Raw genomic sequence first — 19,523 nt, forward strand, 5'->3', positions numbered from 1 at the left:
CGTTGTTTATACCGTCTGGTTTAGAAACTGCATCATTTCGTCTGACGCACTCATCACCTTGGCATTCATCTCGTAAGCGCGTTGCGTTGAGATCATCTCGACCATCTCTTCCACCACACTAACGTTGGAGGACTCGAGCGCTCCTTGCTGCAATCGACCCAACCCCTGTTCACCAGGGATCCCTTCAACGGCAACACCAGATGAGTCGGTTTCGGCATATAGGTTGCCGCCAAGCGCTTCTAAGCCGGCTGGATTGATGAAGTTAACGGTGTTGATTTGACCTAAGGTATCGCCACCGGTTTGACCGGCAATCTCTGCGGTTACGGTGCCGTCTTCGCCAATCGTTACAGCTGTTGCATCTTCCGGAATGGCAATCTCTGGAATCAATGGCAAACCTCCAGAGGTAACCATCATGCCATCGGCGTTGCGAAAGAACTGACCATCTCTGGTGTAGCTCAGCTCACCATTTGATTGCTCAACTTGGAAGAACCCTTGTCCTTCAATCGCCAAATCCAACTGTTGATCAGTCGTTACTAGCGCACCGGTTGTGAACACTTTTTGACTGCCAGCGATCTTTACGCCAGTACCCATTTGAGTGCCCGAAGGCAAATCGTTTAACTCATCAACTTGGCCACCCGGTTGACGCTGAACCTGATAGAACAAATCGGTAAAAGCAATACGATCGCGCTTAAAGCCGGTGGTATTAACGTTAGCTAAGTTGTTAGAAATGGCTTGCAGCTTAGCATCTTGCGCCGCTAGGCCGGTTTTACTGATCCATAAAGAGGAACTCATTGATATTACCCTGCGTTAGTCAGAAGAGAGTTGCCAACCTTGGCAAGCTGCTCTGCACTCGACATCATTTTAACTTGGACTTCAAATTGGCGATTGAGATCCATCGCCGCGGTGATCTCACTGAAGGCATCAACATTACTGCCTTCCAAAAAGCCGCTGATTACCGCGACTTGTGCGTTTGCTGCAAAAGCTTCACCATCTGCACCGCGCAACAGCCCATCTAGACCTTTACGAAACTGGGCCGGATCCGGCGCGACTAACTTAAGTTTGTCGATAGTCAATGGTGGGCCATCTTCAGCAGGGATAATGCTAATCATGCCGTCATCACCGACAAATACGTCTTTGTGCTCTGGCAAAACGATGGGGCCATTTTCACCAACAACCGGCAGCCCTTCTAGCTGCAAGGTACCTTCGTTATCGAGGCTTATGGCGCCATTGCGGGTATAAGCCTCGCCACCTTCGGTTTGCACCGTAAACCAGCCATCAGCGACAATGGCAAGATCAAGCGTTCGGCCAGTGGGAATTGATTTCCCCTGGCCCATGCTAACCATTTGACCATCAATGGTTGGAAAGACACGGGTGGTGTTACCGATGTTACCTAGCGCCTGCGAAGACACCAGTTCAAGATCTGCTCGGAACCCCGCGGTATCGACATTGGCAAGGTTGTTGGCATGACTTGCTTGCAGTTGCATTACCCGCTGCGCCCCTGCTGTCGCGGTGTAGATTAAGCGATCCATAATTAGATAGCGTTCATCAGCGACTGGGTCATGGTGTCAGCAGCAGTTAGTACCTTGGCATTCGCTTGGTAATTACTCTGCGCCGCCATCAAGCCAACCAATTCATTGGTTACGTCAACATTGGAGCCTTCAACGTAGCCAGCATTAAGAGTACCAAGGGTACCGCTACCCGGAGCACCAACAATTGCAGCGCCGGAGGTTGGAGTTGCAGTCCAAGTGGTGTTGTTAGTTTGCTCCAAGCCATTAGGGTTGGTGAAGTCAGCGAGTACCACCTGCCCTTGCAGCTGTTCAGTACCGTTGGTGTAGGTGCCGTATACCATGCCATCTTCAGCAATACGAATCCCAGTAAGCTCACCCGGTGCATAACCATCTTGCTGAATACTGGAGTTATTGTAGTCACTGCCATACTGGGTACTGCTGGCCCAATCCACATCGATAGTCATCTCACCAGCACCGTCAAGATCGCTTGCAGGGATGGTTAAGCTGCCCGTGCCACTTGGGGCGATCAGCGCGCCGTTACTATCGAAGTTTAATTCATCAGGCGGGGTTGGCGTGTAATCAACACCATCCACTTCATAGTGAACTTCCCAGGTGTTCGCGCCCGTTTTTACGTAATACTGGGTAAACGCATGCTCGTTACCGAGGGAGTCATACACATTAACAGTGTTAGAGCTGTTATAGCTGTTGATATCGCTAGGGTCGAACGGGGTTGTCGGTACCTCACTACGAGAATCTAGGTTAGTTACCATCTCCACGCTGCTGGTTTCTTTGGCTGCAGAGGCACTGCTGTCAACGGTGAGATCGGTTACCTGACCAGTACTGATATCACCACCAGCGGTTACTGGGTAACCCTGCAGGGTGTTGCCGTAAGGGTCAACAATATTACCTTCCGCATCTTGACCATACATGCCCGCTCGGCTGTACATCATGGTGCCGTCGCTGCCTTGCACCATAAAGAAACCATTGCCTTCGATTGCCATATCGAGTTCCCGGCCGGTGTAGTTAAGGCTTCCCCCCATCGAGAAATCTTGCGAAGAACCGCCCATCGATACGCCGCCTGGGTTGCCACCGGTGTATACCGATGAGTATTCCGCCCGCGCAGTTCGATAGCCGACAGTAGAGGAGTTAGCGATGTTGTTTGAGATCACTGCCAGTTCTTGGTTGGTGGCTCGCAAGCCGCTCATGGCAATTTGAGTAGACATATTTGTCGATTCCTAATTAATTATTATTGGTTAACGCTAGGGTTGTTATTGATATGCGAGCGCCGCTTGCTGTTCGATCGGATCGGCATCAAGTTCATCGAGTGCCCCTTCAGCAACCTCAGAGATATCCAGCACCGATACCGTGCCTAGGCCATTATTCATTTGAGCCATCATTACCCCAGAGGCACTGATAAAGTGAATACGCTCGATTTCGCCGGCTAAGAAGGTTTGTGGGTTAGTCACCTCATCATCAGCCATTGCGGCAACCTCAATGGTGTAATCTCCGTGGGCTAAGCCCAGCTCAACCGGGTCGATTCGGTACTCCAGATCACCCTCTTCTTGCGGGCCCAACTGAATGGTCTTGACCACTTCGCCCTGATCATTCTTAACATCGATTGAGGTCGTTTCGGTGGCGTGCTCAAGGTAGGCTTTACCGTACATGACGTCGTTATCATCAACCGTAAACTGGTTGCTCGGCACGTATGCATCTTTGCCAATAAGTGACGAAGATTGAACAATGCTGGCATTTTCCATCAACACCATTTGGGTGTTCTGGTTGGCACGAATATTCTCCAAACTTTCAACTTGAGAGAACTGAGCAAGCTGCGTCACGTATTCGGTCGAATCAATAGGATCGGTCGGGTCTTGATGCTCAAGCTCCGCCAGCATCAGTACTAAAAACTGGTTGGTCAGATCGTCTTGGGTACCATTTCCACTGATCGCAGTTAACTCGTTGGATGAGCTAGATGAGCTACTTGTGCTGGTCACTTCCATCACTAGGTCCCTAAGTTCAGTAGCGATTGCTGCATTGAACGGGCACGGTTCATCACATTGACACTGGCTTCAAAGTTTTGAGTTGCCGACATCATATCTGCCACTTCAACAATGGGATCAACATTGGAATAAGCGACGTAGCCATCGGCATCAGCTAATGGGTGGTTTGGCTCAAAACGCATATCCGCGTTATCAAGCGTGGTCGTTAAGTTTGTCACAGCGACGCTAGCGGCAGGATTGGCATCTACACCAGTACCGTGGTAAACCGCCTCAAAGATAGGCTTGATCGATTTATAAGCCTCTTCGGCACTGGCCGCAGCCGAGTCGACGTTGGCGAGATTACTGGCAATGGTATTTAGGCGTGTTGTCTGGGCAGCCATCGACGACCCGGCAATATCGTAAATATTGGCGAAAGACACTGGATTACTCCCCCTTAATTGCGGATCGAAGCCCGCTAATTTTCATATTTAAAAAGGTCAAACTGGTTTCAAAGTCCATGCTATTTTGCGCAAAACGCGCCTGCTCTTGGCCTATCTCCACCGTGTTGCCGTCCGCAGCGAGTTGCGCCGGAATACGAAACATCATGTCGTAGTTCCTACTTACATCCATACCGCTTTCAAACGCGGCCAACTCAGACTTAAAGTCGATATCACGCGCTTGATACCCTGGGGTTTCAGCGTTAGCGATGTTCGCCGCGAGGATTTTGGTTCGTTCAACCCGTACGTCTAAAGCTTGAGCGTGTAAACCTAAGGCTGATTCAAAGTTGATTGCCATCGACTCTCCAAGTACCGTGTGCGCTAATTAGTTGAGGCTAAGTCTGCCCGCACCGACATAAGCAACCATCGTGCCAATATATAAACTAATGATTTTACAGTTACTTAGAGGGTTCACTGGGGAAAGGAAAGGAAGTTTTATTTCCGTTGCAGCGCTACTTTTGGTTGCTCCTTCCGCATCAGCAGCAAGCGCAGAAAGCTGGCTTAAACAGCAGTTTGATCAACAACTACTAGATTGGAAAACCCAACAGCAAGGGGTATGGGGAGAGACTCGACTGCAGTTTGGCCGCAGAACAGCACCGTTGCCTAGCTGCAGTGGCTCACTGCGCTTGGCCAAACCGTTAACCGGCACTCCGCTGGGTACCCATCGTGTCAATCTCAGCTGTGACCAACCTTTATGGGAAAGACGAGTACGTGTGACCTATCAGGCTAAGGTTCAGGTGTGGATGACCCAGCATGAATTACCTCGCAACCAGATAATCAGCGCCACAGACATTCAACCGAAACAGCAGTGGGTTGACGACCGCAGTGATAGGTTGGTGCTTGATAAACAGCAGATCATTGGCCACCGAGCGACTCGGAGAATTGCGGCAAACTCTGCCATCAAAGCGATGGTTATCGCTGATGCATGGATGGTTTCGAAGGGACAAGAGGTAGTAATTAGTGCCAAACAAGGCGGCTTTACCGCTACGACAAAAGGGGTTGCACTTAGTTCGGCCAATCAGGGCCAAGTAATTAAAGTGAAAAACAGTCGAAGCGGTAAAGTGATTAGCGCATATGTTATCGATTTTGGTGTAGTTGAAACCAAATTTTAATTCTTGGCAAACACTTCCAGCATACGGACACCGTAACGCCCATCTACGTCGACGACTTCGCCTCGACCCAGTAGCTGACCATTGACCTTAATATTAATGGGGTCGCCTGCTCGTGCTTGCAGCTGCACCACATCACCATGGCCAAGTTTAGACAATTCACTCAAGGTCATTTCAGTGCTGGAAACTTCAAGCGTTACATCAACCGGGAGACTTTGAAAAAAACTATTTGACGTTGCAGCGGTTGATGAGATCGTGTTGTCGACCAAGTCATCAATCACCAAACTTTCATTTCCCATAGGTAACTTCCTCATCCTAGGTCACTTTTATTGCGATGGGGCGACTACGCAATAAATATAAACCGATATTGAATTAAAATTATCGTCATTATAGCAGAAACAAGAATTGGAAGCCGAATGTAATTATCACCATCTCGTCTTGCTCGAATATACACCAATTTAGTCAATATCAGAAAAATGGATATCAGGCTGATTGCAAACAGCAGTTCCGTTTCAAAATCAAGTGATGGAGCAAATGCGCCCCAACAGCAACCAACAACATAACTGACAATAATTGTTGTTAAGAATAATTTTTGTAAACGATCTGCTTTTCTAGATTTTATACTTTCCATTTTGGGCCTCCATGGCACTTCAATAAATCCATTTACCCATTAGCGTTTCATTAACCTTTCTGGGAGTATTTATCAGGTATTGTAAAGTTAGAATTAGAGCCAAGTCTTCGCTGTCGTTTTATAATTCCTTGAGCGGCATCGTTATTCAATAAGAACAGTTCAATTCTGCGATTAGCGATCGCTTTTGGGTGTTTTTCGTCTAACGGAATGATGTCGGCATAACCAGCTACATGTAGGAACTGAGAGCTGGGCACCCCACCAAGCTGCAATGCACGCCGTGCTTGCAGAGCTCGATTGGTCGACAACGCCCAGTTGCCATCACCATTGCTAAACTTAGATGAGTCAGTATGACCAGAAACCAACATTGGCTGCGCATACGGGACCAATAATTCCGCTAGCGTCAGCAATAGATCTTGAAAGAATGGCTCAATTTGGTCGCTGCCTCGGCGAAACATCAATTGCTCGACGTTATCACTCAGCACAATCCGTAAGCCGTCCTCTCTTGACTCAAAGCGAACATGGTCGGCTACTTTGCCTTCACCAAACTGTTGCGACAGGGTCTGCTTTATTAACTCAACCTGCTCGGTTGAATCGGCCGCAGTTTCGCTAACCTCAACCTTCTCAGTAGCACTACTATTGGCAACCTCATTGTTAGTTCCGAGACCTTCAGTTTGACCATTGCCGTTAGAAAAGAAGCCTGTATCACCGCGCTCTTTGCCGCCGCTCTCACCAAAATCTATCATCGATAGGTTAGCACTTTGGTAAATATTCTCCGCTTCAATCGGTACCCCGGTTCGCAGATTGTTCACCACCGTTTGCCGCTCTTCAACACTTGACGCCTCAAGAATCCACAGCAACAGGAAAAATGCCATTAACGCTAACATCAAATCAGCAAAGGCGACTTTCCAACCGCCCCCATGCGGTTTATGTCGTTTGTGTTTCTTGGTAAACACCACCGGTTGCTCTTTACTCATTTACCGGAGTCTCAGACGGCGCGACTAACCATTGTTCCATCTCAATAAAACTAGGACGGTTTTCAGTCTGAATTTGGCGGCGACCTGCATCCACTGCTAGCAGCGGCGGCTTGTCTTTAGCAAAGTAAGTGATCATCTTTGCCAACGCCTTATAACGTGCGATACGCATCTGGACCATGTGTTCAAGGGCCGATGAAATAGGATGCAATAATGCGTAACATAGATAGATGCCGACAAATGTACCGACCAAGGCTGCACCAACCTTGACCCCGATCATCGATAGCGCACCATCTAAAAATCCCATGGCGATAATGATCCCCATTACCGCGGCCATAATACCGAAACCAGGACAAGCTTCACCGATCTTAAACAACACTTCAGAGGGCCTCATCATATCCGCCTCTTGTTGTTCAATCTCTTCATCCATTAAGTGAGCCAGATCGTGCGGCGATATCTTTGCCATCGACTGAATGCGCAAATTATCAGCTAGAAACTGTAAAATTTGTGGCTGCTTTAATACGGCTGGATATTTACTGAACAATTCGCTAGTCTCAGGTTCATCGATATGTTCATCTAAAACCTTGAAGCCTTTCAGCCTTAGTTGATTAAATAGCTCATAAGTTAAACAGATTAATTCTTTATAAAAGTCTGGGTCTTCTTGCTCCTTGCTCCACAGCGCTTTAATCTGCTGACCTGTTGTTTTAATAACCGCCATTGGTACACTTATCAACAACGCACTAATTGCCGCACCAATAATAATGACAAACTCCGCTGGTTGCCAAATTGTCGACAAGTTACCACCAGCAAGCATAAATCCACCAAAAACGGCGATATTAAGCATTATAAAAAACAATATTTTAAACACTACGCAACTTCCTTAAACGTTTATTGTTTTAATTCTAAAATCACTTTGCGCAACGCGATTACCGCAGCTTTATGTAATTGGCATACCCTTGCCTCAGTCACCTTTAATACCAAAGCTATCTCTTTGAGGTTTAATTCGTGCTGATAGTAAAGTGACATCAATAGTTGTTGTCGTTGATTTAACTTACTGAGCCCATGTACTAACATTTCCTGCTGTTCATTATGGTCATCGTCACCTTGGCTCGGTTCATGGTTTTCCAGCAACTCATCCAAACTGCTAAGCACATCCGCGTGACTATCCAAACAACTTTGATGCACCTCGGTAAGTGACAGCCCCAGATGATCAGCAATCTCCTGCTGGCTCGGCTGCCGCACGAGCTTTTTGGTTAGTTCCCGCTGGGCATCATTATACTGATGTGCACTTTGACGAACCTGACGGCTGCGCCAATCCAACCGACGGAACTCATCCAACATCGCTCCTCTAACGCGCTTGGAGGCAACGGCTGCGAAGTTATTATCTATTTCACCAGGATAACGCCTGACAATATCCAGCAATGCCATTAAGCCGAGCTGTTCTAAATCATCACGATCTAATACGCCGTCACAATGGCAAGCTAACTTCGACGCAGTCCGTTTAACAAGCGGCAGATATTGCTGCAGTACGGCCTGTTCATTAATGGCTGAACTCGTAGTATTCGCACTGTAATCATGGGCACCAGAAAACATCGTAATTTCCTACTGAACAACCAGCTTAGTGATCAGGACGTCGTCAATAACAATATCGATGCCATTGTCAGCAAACTGTTGAGCAATGTGCCCATGGATACTGTCCTGATGCGCCTTAAGGTAGCTAGAATCAATGAGCTCCTCGATCGGCTTTCGTCCCATCACCAAAATGGTGGCGTTACGAATCACCGGCGAAAAGTCTTCGATCAACTGGCTGGTGTCCTCCTGATACTCCGTCATCTTGAGCGAGAACTCGATCAACAGATAGCGATCGCTAGGTAACGACAAAACTATCTTTTTTACCTTGAAATACTTTTGTTTTTTAACCAGTTCATGCTGTTCGGTGGTGGCCGACCCATTGGCAAACCACCAAAAGCCACCAGAGCCCACTAGAGCAACGACTAGAGCTAACAATGGAAGCCATTTTTTATCTATTTTCATCATGCGGTTACATCCAGATCAGAGCTGGTTTGTGGATCAGTATTCGACATGTCGTCGTCATGATATGAGGCAACGGTTACCGGCTCAGACTCAATTAGCTCATCAGCGCTGTGTTGTTGCTGCGAATGTGGTTGATCATTGACCGATACATCAATTGCACCATCGAAGTGGAGCTCGAGATCGGTTCGAATCCGGTCGAGCTGCTGCATCAATGCATCTTTAACCAGAGGGTTAACCGCGGTAACCACAACACTCATGCGGTTACCGTCAAGCTGTACGTTAAGATCAATCTTGCCCAAATCCGGTGGGTCGAGGCGAAGCTGAGCACCGCGAAACTTTTGGTCTATCTGAAACTTGAGCTGCTCTCCTAATGCCTGCTGCAGCTCCCGTCCCATGGTCAGCTGATCGGCGCTGACACTTAGTGGTCCCCAACTTGGTTTTGCCACTTGGCTGTTGTTAGCCGCGTCACCATTCAATTTGGCTGCGCTGTGCTGGTTAACGATAGTGTTATCAGCCGCATCTGCAGGCTGGCTAATAGCCGTTATCAGTTCCATTGATGCAACTGCGGTTGGAGACTGCGTGGCACTAATCGGCATAGTGCTAAGTAACGCCGTGTTACGTGATTCTGAAGTCGGTAGCGAGCTATTCGTTGCTGCGCTATCGGTGCGACTAAAAGCACTCGCACCACTCTGGGTTGGCTTAACCACCTCTGCAGTTAACACCGAGGTTGAAGCTCCAATCTGCACCATTGAGATTGGCTGTGGCTGAGGCGTAATTGATTGTTTGGTTAACTGTTCAACTACTAGCCCAGATGTAGCATCGAGTAACGGCTGAATTAGCCGTTCAACGTTCAATGGTGCTAAAGCGGTTTCAGCACGTTGCAGCGATGAACTTGGTAACCTTTGAGCTGAGTCAGTTGCAGATGCCATTTGAGCGAAAGTGATCAGCTGATTGACCTCAGTGTTGTTATCAACTTGCGGAGTCAAATCGGCCCCTAAATCAAGATCAGCTAGGTCACTAGCTTTTAGCTCACAAGCTTGGTCAGGCTCAGAAACCCCAGCGGTGAAATCGCTATCGGAATCATCCGCCGCCACTTTTCGGTTTCCCGGATAATCGTCAGTGCCCACAGCACTGTGATCACTTTTATCTACTTGGGCTATTGGGTCGCGGTGCGGCGACGAACTATTGATAGAAACTATGTTCACGTTGATTCATTAATTCTGTTTGATGATAGGCGCGCAGGCCTTGACGCTGACTTCGCTCTTGCTCCATCAATTGCTGCAGCCGTTGATTGTGTTGCGCTAAACGTTCTATTGCACGATGGTGAGCAGCAACCATTTGGTCGTAGGCTTTATCGTCGCCGGGCTTTTTAGCACCGTGCTGCTGAAGTACAGTGGCCAATTTTCGGTCAACACTGGAGAGTTTTGGCCAGTCCTCACACTCACTGTATTGCTCCAACGCGACCGCAAAGCGACGCCACAAGTTATTCAAAGTGCTGCCAACCATCATTAATGTCAGTGATAACTTGAACAATTGGCGCTAGTTTGGTGGTGTCGCTGTTAATGCTGGCACTCAACAATTGGCGATGGCAAAAATCGTACAGTTGATGCAGATTAGCCGCTAATTCACCGCCATTTTCCATATCGAGCATGGCATCCATACCCATGATAATGTTCAAGCACTTATCGACCGATGCGCCCTTTTCAGCGATACGTCTATTGTCGATATGGCCTTCGATTTTGGTCAGTTCATCAAGGCAAGCCTCGAGTAGCATGCGCACTAAATCATGCTGGTTGGCAGAAGCCGCGCGAGCTTCTACTGAACTTTGTTGGTACGCGGCAAATGGATCGTTATTGGTAAACATCTAAGGTCAGACTCGTAATTAGGCGTAAAACATTTGTGATGTAGCAAGCATCTGCGTTTGGTACTGCTCAGCAGCAACAAATTGACTGAGATAAAGTTCATACTTCATCTCCATTCGATAATCGAATTCAGCCATATCATCTTCGAGGGTTCGCTGTTGAGTCTCAATCGAGTCCTGCTTGACATCGATGATCCCCGACGAGGAGAGAAACGGATCAATCTTGGCGTCGAAGCTTTCAATAATCCCGCCAGGGCCTGCGAACATCTCTTCAACAGCGCCACTGTCGTTTGCTAGCGCCTCTTCAAATTTTTCTTCATTCAGTGATAGCTGGCCGTCGCGATCCATCTCAACGCCGATATCAGATAGCGTCATGCCGTTAGGCGCTGGGACAAACACCAACTCACGTAGATCAGAGCGCAGCATCCGAACCGACGAGTCACCCTTTAGTACCCCAACTTCATCAACGCCTACTTCAACGGTGTCTTCATCTTCGTCAGAATCATCGTCTTCGTCAGCATCCTCGTCGTCTTCGCTATCTTCGCTGTCGTCGGTATCAACTGTAACCGTTTGGGTTAGTTCATCGATGGTGGTCATCAGGGTATTAAAAGAGTCGATAAACTCCTCAACCGCATCCTGAGTAGCTTCGATATCTTGCTCAACGGTTAAGGTGGTCGAACCCACCTGCTTGAGATCCAACGTTACCCCGTCAATTACTTCGACTTGGTTACTGCTCGAAGTAATAGGTACACCATCAATAGAGAAGTGTGCGTCCTGAGCAGGGTTGAGTTCGTTAGGGAAACTCCACTGGGCGTCATTACCAGTGCCAGTTGCAGTAACCGTAAGGTTGTTTTGCGCACCAGAGTCGTCGCCAGACAACATCAGCTCAACTTCGCCATCACCGGTCTGAATCAATGCTGCAGTTACCCCAGGGTTATCAGGAGCATCATTGATATAATCGACCAAGTCAGTGACCGTTGCTGCGCCGCTGGCGTTAACCACACTAAAATCAATAACCATCGACTCCGGTGGTGTGCCAACAGCAATCTCAACCGTGCCAGTTGTTGGCAGAGGCTCTGCAGCGCTAGCAAACGACGATGAGATCTTATGTTGTTTTGCAAGTTGGGTAACTTCAATGTCATAGATCCCGGCAGGAGCTGCTGAATCGATATCGACAGTGCCAACACTTTCGTTACTTAAACTGCCTTTTTTAGCATCAAAGGCATCCCCATCCAGCGCAGCTAAATCGCTCTGCATCGCTTTTAACGCGGATTCTAGGGTGTCATATGCATCGGCCTGCGCTTCAAGGTTGGCTTCTTTTTCAGCATAGATCTCGTCCTGCGCCATCCGTTCGGCTGCAACCAACTGTTGCGCCATGAGTGACGAATTACTCGCCGGCATTGTGCTCATGCATTACCTCTATTTAAATAATCCCACGACTTAGTCGATACCTGCTGGTAGTACCAGACGATAAGCTGGAAGGGGCGCTATACCGTACCCAAAGCAAAATTCAGGCCAGCTAGTTACCATTGCTACAAATCCTAGCTATATAGGGCGTCACCTTTGCGGTGAAACTTAAATAAATAATCGAAGCGGAAGTAACTTTTCCGCACGGAGGGTGAAAAGGGGAAGATATTAGCGGTGAAGGAGCGAAACCAACCAGTGGGTTTAAGTTAAGGCAGTGTCGTAGTTAGCTGTTGAAGTTTATCTTAAGCCTTCGGCTTCACCAGTTTCGGTGCCTTTAGAGGAGGATGTCGCGGTGGCGACGGCACATTCTTGTATGGATTCCGGGGAGCTTCGCCCCCGTTGGAATCGCCTTTGCCTTAGGTCGCAGTCCAAAACGCTTCGCTGAACTGCTCCAATGCGGCAGAAGATCAATAGCAGTAGTGCTTTACCCTTTGTATCAAAACTTGCCTAGCCGCTGCTTTAACAGCATTGGCAAGAACAACACTTAATTGGTACACAGCCTAAGTTAACCGTGCCAGCGTTTTACCAACTTAGACCGACAGCAACAACGCTCAATCAGCTGCAAACAAAAATTATTTTAAATTTTTTCGTATTGGGGGTTAAGTAATTACAACTGCATGCCGCCCTATTGTGATGAATGACAAAAATGCCTTAGGCACTTATCAATAGGAAAATAATCATGCTATCAGTTCAGACTAACTACGCTTCTTTAGTAGGCCAAAACGCACTGACTCAAGCCAACAACGAAATGACTACCGCTATGGAGCGTTTGTCTACCGGTTACCGTATCAACGGCGCATCTGATGACGCTGCTGGCCTGCAGATTGCTTCCCGTTTAGAAGCAGACTCTACCGCTCTGCAACAGGGTACTCGTAACGTTAACGACGCCATCGCTATGCTAGAAACTGCTGACGGTGCTTTATCTGAAGTTGAGTCCATCGCTATGCGCATGACCGAGCTGAGTACTCAGTACGGCAGCGCGACTGTAAGTGCCGACGATCAGGATGCGATTACCGCTGAATTCGACGGTCTTAAAGACGAGTTAATCTCTATCACTACCGAGACTGAATTCGCTGGTGAAGACCTGTTTGGTAAATTTGATGCTGCAGTGACCGTTGATGCCGGTGTTGGCAAAACCGTAACTGTTGATGCAACTGCTGAGATCGCCGCACTTGATACTGCTATTGCTGCGCTAGACGTTACCGACATTGCGACTGTTGACACCACTATCGACGCTCTAGGTGACACCCGCTCTGTATTGGGTTCTGGTATCAACCGTCTGCAGCACACCGCCAACAACAACGCCAACATTGATGAAAACACTCAACAAGCGTTGAGCAACATCAAAGACGCCGATTACGCTACTGAATCTTCTAACATGACTAAGAACGAGATGCTGGTTCAAGCTGGCACCAACGTACTGGCTAAGTCAAACCAGAACACCAGCTTGGTAATGAGCCTGTTGGGCTAAGGCTAGATAGCCGCTATACTGCAACAGCTGAGTTCGCTCAGCTGTTTTTGCTGGCTGTATTGGTTAATGCTAATTAGTACAACCAGCAAAAACAGAGCAATCTGTTACCGCTTTGATAGGATCCACATATGAATATTTTATCCAACGAGACGCAACGTTCTGCCCAAGTCCGGGTTGAAACCGTCGACAACAGTGCTAAGTCTGATAAGAGTGACGCCACGGTCGTTGCTCATTCCGCAGCCATAAACATCGAAGAAGTGGCGATATCGTCGCAGTTTCAGCTGTTGGAAGATGGGGCACAACAGTTGGCACAACTACCAGAGGTCGACATCGACCGCGTAGCCGCATTGAGCGCAGCACTCGCCGATGGCAGCTTTAATATCGATCTTAATGAAATTGCCACGGCAATGACCGACCAACACGGGAAACGCTAATGTCCACCAATGAGTTGATTCGGGCGCTAGCAAAATCGATCCAGCAAGATGTTCGTCACTATCAAGCTATCGAAACTCAACTGCAGCAGCAACGTCAGCTGATGCTCGATCGCGCACTGGAGCAACTCACTCAGCTCAATTTCAAGTTAGACAAAGCGTATAGCCAGTTGCAACATCACTCCCAGCAGCGCCAGCAATGGTTACAAACGTTGGGATTTAGCGGTGATAGTGATGGTTTTGCCGCTTTATTAACACGCCTACCTAAGGCTGTTGCACAACAACTGCAGGACAGTCACGGTAAGTTGCTGGCGCAGATGCGTAGCTGTCAAATGCTAAACGACCGCAATGGTCAGTTGTTGATTCAGCAACAGCAGCGACTAAATCAGCTTTTGAACCCACAACAGGCCCAACAACAACTGAACGACTATGGTCCGATAGCCTAGTCTTTACCAAATACCATCAAGGTTGCCACTATTTTGATGACACCGCATTGCGAGCTCATCCAACTGCCGTTGTTCCGCCTTATTCTCACTGATTCTAGCCTGCTCTAAGCGCTGCTCAATCAACCACCGTAACCCCTGTCGACGTTGCAAAAAGTAGCGCCACAGCTTGTCTAAACGCTGTCGCTCAGTTTGCAACAAGCTGATCTTCTGCTGGTTTTTGTCACTAACCTGCAGCAGTTGAATAGCCATCTGCTGCTGATTCTGAAGTTGGTTAATGCAGTTGAACTGACCCTGTTGTTGCTGTAAAAACTCAGCAATCTGACGCTCAACTTGCTCCAATTTGGTTAACCGAGATTGATTATCCGCCCGCTGTTTTCCAATTCGATGTAACTGCTGCTCCATCTGCTCTGCAAGTCGGTCGAGTGCCTTAGTTGCCATGAGTACCGAAATGGCTCATTAATTGCTCCAACTGTTGCTTCGCTTCATCGATAGAGACTGCCTGTTGCTGTGACTGCTGCAAATACTCGCTGATCTGTGGGTAGCCCTTAACAGCCCTATCCAACTCATGATCTTGCCCAGCTTGATAGCCCCCTAGTGGGATCAACTCCTGAACTTCGCGGTAGCGCCCCAATAGATGACGTAAACGGTTTATATGCGCCATCTGTTCTGGCTGCACCACTTGATCAGCAACGCGAGAAACAGAAGCACCAAGATCGACAGCAGGATAGTGACCCTGCTGAGCCAGCGAACGGCTTAATACCATATGGCCATCAAGGATGGCTCGAGCGGAATCAGCAATTGGATCTTGTTGGTCATCGCCTTCCGCCAGCACCGTATAAAACGCGGTCAACGAGCCTTGAGGGTGTTCGCCGTTACCTGCCATTTCGACCAGACTCGGTAGCATCGAAAACACCGATGGCGGATAACCTCGTGTCGCCGGAGGTTCACCAACGCTAAGACCAATTTCCCGCTGGGCTTGGGCGTAACGGGTAAGTGAATCCATCAACAGCAACACTCGCTTACCTTCATCACGATAACCACAGGCAATCTGATGACACAAGCGCGCAGCTCGCAACCGCATTAACGGCGTTGCATCGGCAGGCGCAGCAATAACAACTGCTTGTTTGCGTCCTGCTTCACCCAGAGCATGTTCGATAAACTCTCGAACTTCGCGGCCACGCTCACCAATTAAACCGACCACCACTATCTCGGCTTCGGTATAACGGGTCATCATCCCAAGCAACACACTTTTACCCACGCCGGACCCGGCGAACAGCCCTAGCCGCTGGCCCTGACCGATGGGTAAGAGCCCATTAAGTACCCGAACACCAACGTCAAGCTGCTTGCCAATTGGCTGCCTTAATAACGGATTAGGGCTGTGCATGCGAGCGGGATGGTAACTAACATTGGTGAGTTTGCCGAGGCCGTCAATAGGACGGGCGCAGCCATCGAGTACCCTTCCTAATAGGCCGTCGCCCAATGGGATTTGCAGGCTGTTTACCGCTGGTCTTATTCTCGCACCAGGCTGTAACCCTTGTACCGACTCTAACGGCATCAACTGCAGCGCCTGTTTATTGAAACCAACTACTTCTGCTTCAATTTCCGTCCCGGTTGGCGTTTCAACATAGCAGCGCTGGCCAATACCCAACGTGCACCCAACTGCTTGCATCAATAGTCCGTGAACTTGGGTTAACTTGCCGTAGACCAGTGCCAGTTGAATATCATTCCACTGGATCTCATCAATGGCGCTGTTAAGTGCGGTCACAGGTTAGGTGCTCCACCAATTTTTCCATACAAGCTTGCAATCGGAGCTCAGCCGAGGCGTCTGCTTCGCTCTGCTCGGTTTCCACGATAAGATCGCCAATATTCAGCTCAGGATCGCTGTCCAACTGCCATGCAGCTAACTGTGGCAGAGCCGCGATAGCCTTATGGGTTGCAGGGTGCAGCCGAACGCGAACCTGTTGCGCTCCAGAAGGTAACGACGCCAAGGTGTCCTCAATCAAAGGGACAATCCGCTCCGGTTGCAGCTGCAGCTCTTGCCGAATTACCTTGTCGCAAATCTGTTGTACCAGCGCAATGATAACCTGTTGCTGTTGCACGAGCTGCTGTTGATGATGTTGCAACAACTGTTGTTTAATCGCTTCAATCGGCACCGTGAGTTGCAACAACTCCTGCTCAGATTGCTTCTTACTGGCGGCAAGCCCTTGCGCCTCACCAACTAAGTAGCCCTCTTTCTTTCCTTGCTGGTAACCCTGCTTTTGGCCTTGTTGCAGCCCCTCTTGGGTGCCCTGCTCTAACCCTGCTTGGTAACCTTTATCGATGGCATCTTGGTAACTGCTCCACTGGCTTTGCTGCTCACTGTCGAGTGCCATAAAGCGGTAGTTGCGTGCGTCAACATTAGCCAAACGCCAACTGGATTGGTTCATCAATCCACCACCTGATCTTCAAACAACTGCAGTTCCAGCTCGCCCTGCTCCATCATTAACTTAGCTTTTAGCATCAGCTCCGTTCGTGCTGCGGCGGCCTGCGATGACGGCACCGAACCAAGTGCTTGCATCTCGCTGGTCAAGCCCTGAACCATGCGTTTAGGCAGCGCATTCATAATGGCGTTACGGACACCTTCGTTAGCGCCTTTAAGGGCCATTGCCAGTAGCTGAGGTTCAACCTGAGCAACCAAAGACTGCAATACATCATCCTTCTGACGGCCAAGCACAGCAAAGTCGAACATTCTCGACTCGACCTGCTCTGCCACGTTGTGGTCCTGTTCGCGCAAGGTTTTAAGCAGTACCTCTTGCTTACCGGAGAAGTTATTAACGATATCTGCAACCCGTTTGATGCCATCCACTTTAGGGGCTTTGGTTTGGTTGGAGCGCAAGATACAGCGCTCAATGAGCTGTTCTACTTCATCAACCGCGGCGTTGTTGACCTTTTCCATCGTCGCAATCCGGTAGAGTAGATCGTCATGACTTGACTCTGGCAACAATGCCAACACGGTGGCTGACTTTTTCGAGGTAAGCATCGCCAATAAGTTGGCCTGCATCTGGTGATGTTCTTGTGCTAGTTCATCCGCTAAGAGCAGGTCATCAACCCACTCTAAACGCTGCACCGCGTCATAGACATCATAACCATAGACTTGCTCAATCAAGCTTTTAGAGGCAGATTGGCCGACCGCATCGTGAAGAATGCGACCAAGCAGGTCGCGGCTGGCTTTTTTAATGCCGGCATTCTTTTTGTATAGATCGAAAAAGTTGGCCAACACCGAGCTGGCGTTACTGTTACTGACCTGTCGCAGTGATGCCATAGTCTGAGTTAGCTTTTGAATATCTACCGATGGTAATCGCTGCATCACTTGACTGGCCTGACTTTCAGGCAAGCTCAACAAGATCATTGCCGCTTGTTCAACCCGATCTAATTCCCGTGGCTGGTTATCGTTCATCTAGCGGTCCTCACCATTTAGCATCAACTCGATCACTTCTGCGACTTTCTCTGGGGCCTGCTCAGCAAGTAAACCAAGGTGTTCCAACTGCACATCTAAGGTGGCATCTGACGCTGGAACCAACGGGATCTGGGCCAAGTTTTGTTGTAACTCAAGCTGGTCTGGTGATGCTTCACTGGCCGCGGCTACTACAGCATTACCAACTGAGGCTGGCATGGTCGCAGGGCTTGCAGCGCTTTCCGCTTTACCGTCCTGCTGTTTTTCGTGGCTGCGAGTAATAGATCGCACCAATGGTTTAACCACCACAAATAGCATCAGCAGGGTTAAAACAATGCCGATAGCAATACGGATATAAGCTTGGTTGTTGCTCTCGTGCCACCACACGGTAGGTTGCACTTCAATCGGTTCAAGCGCTCTAAATGGCAGCGAAGCCATACTGAATTGGTCATCTCGCGTGACGGAAAATCCAACTGCATCCTTAATCATGGTTTCAATGCTAGCCACTTGTGCAGGCTGCAGTGCCAGTTCATTAACGACTTGTTGATTCAACAGTACTGAAACAGATAACGATTCAAGATCACCACGTTGCTTACGCACTCGTGACACCGTCCGCCCGACCTCAAATTGACGGTTCAACTGTTCGTCTTGATTGGTGACATCGACTGATTTAACCGCACCAGACTCATCTTCACCAATGCCAGTGTCGATTGGCATATTAGCCAGCGCTCCAGGTACACCTGTCGCATTCGGTAGGGTACGACTGGTACTGTTACTGCTCTCTTGCGTCAACACGGTGTTGGGATCTAACAGTTCACGGGTTTCATCTACTTTGTCAAAGTTCACTTGCGCGGAAATCTGTACCCGATAGTTACCAAAACCAACTAAAGGCTCCAGCATCGAACTAGCACGCTCGATCAAGGTGCGTTCGAGTTGCTGCTGATAGTGGGTATCGTGCTCACTTAATCCCAAGGCATCGGCATTACCACTGCCGCTGAGGAGTTGCCCCTGCTGATCGACAACCCGGACAGCCGAGGTAGTTAGCCCGGTAATACTACCGGCTACTAAATTAACGATGCCGGTCACTTGGGCACGGGCCAGCTGAGAGCCTTGTTCCAGCTCCAGTAGCACTGATGCCGTCGGCTTTGGATCGTCTTTGCGCATAAACACTTGCGCCTTTGGTATGGCCAAGTGAACCCGCGCTGTACGGACCTGCTGTAAGCCCATAATCGTCCGTGCAAGCTCCCCCTCGAGCGCTTGGCGATAACGGGCTTGTTCCATAAACTGGCTGCTGGTCATGTCGCCTTGAAAGCCGTCATAACCGCTTGGCAAACGGGCCTGAATACCTCGAGCCGCCATCATCATGCGAATTTTACCGACGCTGTCGTCGGCAACTAAGATGGTGCCGTCTTTCGGTGATATCTGGTAACGGATGCCTTCAGCTTCGAGAACCTCAATTACTTGGGCGCTATCGAAATTTTCTTGAGCGCCATAGATTGGCCGATACTTAACGGTAACCGACCAAAGAATCATGACAATACAGCATGCTACTACGACGGATAGTAGGGCCACTAAGGCCATACCAACACTCGGGTTTTTCAATCTTTTGAACTTTGCCGCAATGCCGCTGGCGCTGAGCTCCGATGAAGTTAACGGAGCTTCACGAACGAGGGTTGTCATTGAAAATC

25 protein-coding genes are annotated in these 19,523 nt (G+C 48.9%); 4 read left to right on the forward strand and 21 right to left on the reverse strand.

Annotated elements, in window-relative coordinates:
• Positions 1-6 precede the first annotated feature (6 nt).
• From flgG to flgB, 6 genes are read right to left on the reverse strand one after another with little or no spacing between them, the layout of a single operon-like run.
• Positions 7-792, reverse strand: coding sequence for a flagellar basal-body rod protein FlgG (gene flgG / locus HER31_RS07795; protein ID WP_168660046.1), 786 nt, complete (start codon positions 790-792; stop codon positions 7-9).
• A 5-nt stretch (positions 793-797) separates the two neighbouring features.
• Positions 798-1,529: a flagellar basal body rod protein FlgF gene (locus HER31_RS07800; protein ID WP_168660047.1), complete on the reverse strand. Its 732-nt coding sequence runs from the start codon at positions 1,527-1,529 to the stop codon at positions 798-800.
• A gap of 2 nt (positions 1,530-1,531) precedes the next feature.
• Positions 1,532-2,731 (reverse strand): flagellar hook protein FlgE, encoded by a 1,200-nt coding sequence (gene flgE, locus HER31_RS07805; protein ID WP_168660048.1) that lies wholly within the window; start codon positions 2,729-2,731, stop codon positions 1,532-1,534.
• A gap of 45 nt (positions 2,732-2,776) precedes the next feature.
• Positions 2,777-3,505: a flagellar hook assembly protein FlgD gene (locus HER31_RS07810; protein ID WP_168660049.1), complete on the reverse strand. Its 729-nt coding sequence runs from the start codon at positions 3,503-3,505 to the stop codon at positions 2,777-2,779.
• 2 nt (positions 3,506-3,507) lie between these two features.
• Positions 3,508-3,924 (reverse strand): flagellar basal body rod protein FlgC, encoded by a 417-nt coding sequence (gene flgC, locus HER31_RS07815; RefSeq protein ID WP_168660050.1) that lies wholly within the window; start codon positions 3,922-3,924, stop codon positions 3,508-3,510.
• Positions 3,925-3,928: 4 nt separating this feature from the next.
• Positions 3,929-4,279 carry a flagellar basal body rod protein FlgB gene (gene flgB / locus HER31_RS07820; protein ID WP_168660051.1) on the reverse strand — a complete coding sequence of 117 codons (351 nt, stop codon included), beginning with the start codon at positions 4,277-4,279 and terminating at the stop codon, positions 3,929-3,931.
• Between the two features lie 160 nt (positions 4,280-4,439).
• Between flgB and flgA the strand changes: the two genes are divergently transcribed.
• Positions 4,440-5,093, forward strand: a complete 654-nt coding sequence (gene flgA, locus HER31_RS07825; protein ID WP_168660052.1) for a flagellar basal body P-ring formation chaperone FlgA — start codon at positions 4,440-4,442, stop codon at positions 5,091-5,093.
• Here the strand turns inward: flgA and HER31_RS07830 are convergent.
• The 10 genes from HER31_RS07830 to fliD are packed head-to-tail and all read right to left on the reverse strand — an operon-like array spanning position 5,090 to position 11,997.
• Positions 5,090-5,389: a FliM/FliN family flagellar motor switch protein gene (locus tag HER31_RS07830; RefSeq protein WP_168660053.1), complete on the reverse strand. Its 300-nt coding sequence runs from the start codon at positions 5,387-5,389 to the stop codon at positions 5,090-5,092. The genes flgA and HER31_RS07830 overlap by 4 nt on opposite strands.
• A 44-nt stretch (positions 5,390-5,433) precedes the next feature.
• Entirely contained in the window at positions 5,434-5,721 is a 288-nt protein-coding gene (locus HER31_RS07835; protein WP_168660054.1) for a hypothetical protein, read from the reverse strand.
• 50 nt (positions 5,722-5,771) lie between these two features.
• Positions 5,772-6,695, reverse strand: coding sequence for a flagellar motor protein MotB (locus HER31_RS07840; protein WP_168660055.1), 924 nt, complete (start codon positions 6,693-6,695; stop codon positions 5,772-5,774).
• The gene (gene motA, locus HER31_RS07845) at positions 6,688-7,560 is read right to left on the reverse strand and encodes a flagellar motor stator protein MotA (RefSeq protein ID WP_168660056.1); all 873 of its coding nucleotides are present in this window, start codon (positions 7,558-7,560) and stop codon (positions 6,688-6,690) included. Before motA ends, HER31_RS07840 begins: the two co-directional genes overlap by 8 nt.
• Before the next feature lie 20 nt (positions 7,561-7,580).
• Positions 7,581-8,285, reverse strand: a complete 705-nt coding sequence (fliA, locus tag HER31_RS07850; protein ID WP_168660057.1) for an RNA polymerase sigma factor FliA — start codon at positions 8,283-8,285, stop codon at positions 7,581-7,583.
• A 9-nt stretch (positions 8,286-8,294) separates the two neighbouring features.
• Positions 8,295-8,729, reverse strand: coding sequence for a flagellar basal body-associated FliL family protein (locus HER31_RS07855; protein ID WP_168660058.1), 435 nt, complete (start codon positions 8,727-8,729; stop codon positions 8,295-8,297).
• Entirely contained in the window at positions 8,726-9,931 is a 1,206-nt protein-coding gene (locus HER31_RS07860) for a flagellar hook-length control protein FliK (RefSeq protein ID WP_168660059.1), read from the reverse strand. The genes HER31_RS07855 and HER31_RS07860 overlap by 4 nt, the downstream gene beginning before the upstream one ends.
• Positions 9,909-10,217 (reverse strand): hypothetical protein, encoded by a 309-nt coding sequence (locus HER31_RS07865; protein ID WP_168660060.1) that lies wholly within the window; start codon positions 10,215-10,217, stop codon positions 9,909-9,911. The genes HER31_RS07860 and HER31_RS07865 overlap by 23 nt, the downstream gene beginning before the upstream one ends.
• Positions 10,210-10,590, reverse strand: a complete 381-nt coding sequence (gene fliS / locus HER31_RS07870) for a flagellar export chaperone FliS (RefSeq protein ID WP_168660061.1) — start codon at positions 10,588-10,590, stop codon at positions 10,210-10,212. Before fliS ends, HER31_RS07865 begins: the two co-directional genes overlap by 8 nt.
• 18 nt (positions 10,591-10,608) lie before the next feature.
• Positions 10,609-11,997: a flagellar filament capping protein FliD gene (fliD, locus tag HER31_RS07875; protein WP_168660062.1), complete on the reverse strand. Its 1,389-nt coding sequence runs from the start codon at positions 11,995-11,997 to the stop codon at positions 10,609-10,611.
• A 736-nt stretch (positions 11,998-12,733) separates the two neighbouring features.
• Here fliD and HER31_RS07880 point away from each other — a divergent pair.
• From HER31_RS07880 to flgN, 3 genes are all read left to right on the forward strand, one after another.
• Entirely contained in the window at positions 12,734-13,525 is a 792-nt protein-coding gene (locus HER31_RS07880) for a flagellin N-terminal helical domain-containing protein (protein WP_202983617.1), read from the forward strand.
• Between the two features lie 128 nt (positions 13,526-13,653).
• Positions 13,654-13,959: a flagellar biosynthesis anti-sigma factor FlgM gene (flgM, locus tag HER31_RS07885; RefSeq protein WP_168660063.1), complete on the forward strand. Its 306-nt coding sequence runs from the start codon at positions 13,654-13,656 to the stop codon at positions 13,957-13,959.
• On the forward strand, positions 13,959-14,402 hold the full coding sequence (gene flgN, locus HER31_RS07890) for a flagellar export chaperone FlgN (RefSeq protein WP_168660064.1): 444 nt from the start codon (positions 13,959-13,961) through the stop codon (positions 14,400-14,402). The genes flgM and flgN overlap by 1 nt, the downstream gene beginning before the upstream one ends.
• Before the next feature lie 3 nt (positions 14,403-14,405).
• Here flgN and HER31_RS07895 read toward each other — a convergent pair whose 3' ends face one another.
• From HER31_RS07895 to fliF, 5 genes are read right to left on the reverse strand one after another with little or no spacing between them, the layout of a single operon-like run.
• Positions 14,406-14,840, reverse strand: coding sequence for a flagellar export protein FliJ (locus HER31_RS07895; protein ID WP_168660065.1), 435 nt, complete (start codon positions 14,838-14,840; stop codon positions 14,406-14,408).
• Positions 14,830-16,167, reverse strand: a complete 1,338-nt coding sequence (locus HER31_RS07900) for a FliI/YscN family ATPase (RefSeq protein WP_168660066.1) — start codon at positions 16,165-16,167, stop codon at positions 14,830-14,832. The genes HER31_RS07895 and HER31_RS07900 overlap by 11 nt, the downstream gene beginning before the upstream one ends.
• The gene (locus tag HER31_RS07905) at positions 16,154-16,828 is read right to left on the reverse strand and encodes a FliH/SctL family protein (RefSeq protein WP_168660067.1); all 675 of its coding nucleotides are present in this window, start codon (positions 16,826-16,828) and stop codon (positions 16,154-16,156) included. The genes HER31_RS07900 and HER31_RS07905 overlap by 14 nt, the downstream gene beginning before the upstream one ends.
• Entirely contained in the window at positions 16,828-17,838 is a 1,011-nt protein-coding gene (locus HER31_RS07910) for a FliG C-terminal domain-containing protein (RefSeq protein ID WP_168660068.1), read from the reverse strand. Before HER31_RS07910 ends, HER31_RS07905 begins: the two co-directional genes overlap by 1 nt.
• Positions 17,839-19,515 carry a flagellar basal-body MS-ring/collar protein FliF gene (gene fliF, locus HER31_RS07915; protein ID WP_168660069.1) on the reverse strand — a complete coding sequence of 559 codons (1,677 nt, stop codon included), beginning with the start codon at positions 19,513-19,515 and terminating at the stop codon, positions 17,839-17,841. It abuts the gene before it with no gap.
• Between the last annotated feature and the right edge of the window lie 8 nt (positions 19,516-19,523).

The organism is Ferrimonas lipolytica, from assembly GCF_012295575.1.
In the GTDB taxonomy this organism is placed as follows: domain Bacteria; phylum Pseudomonadota; class Gammaproteobacteria; order Enterobacterales; family Shewanellaceae; genus Ferrimonas; species Ferrimonas lipolytica.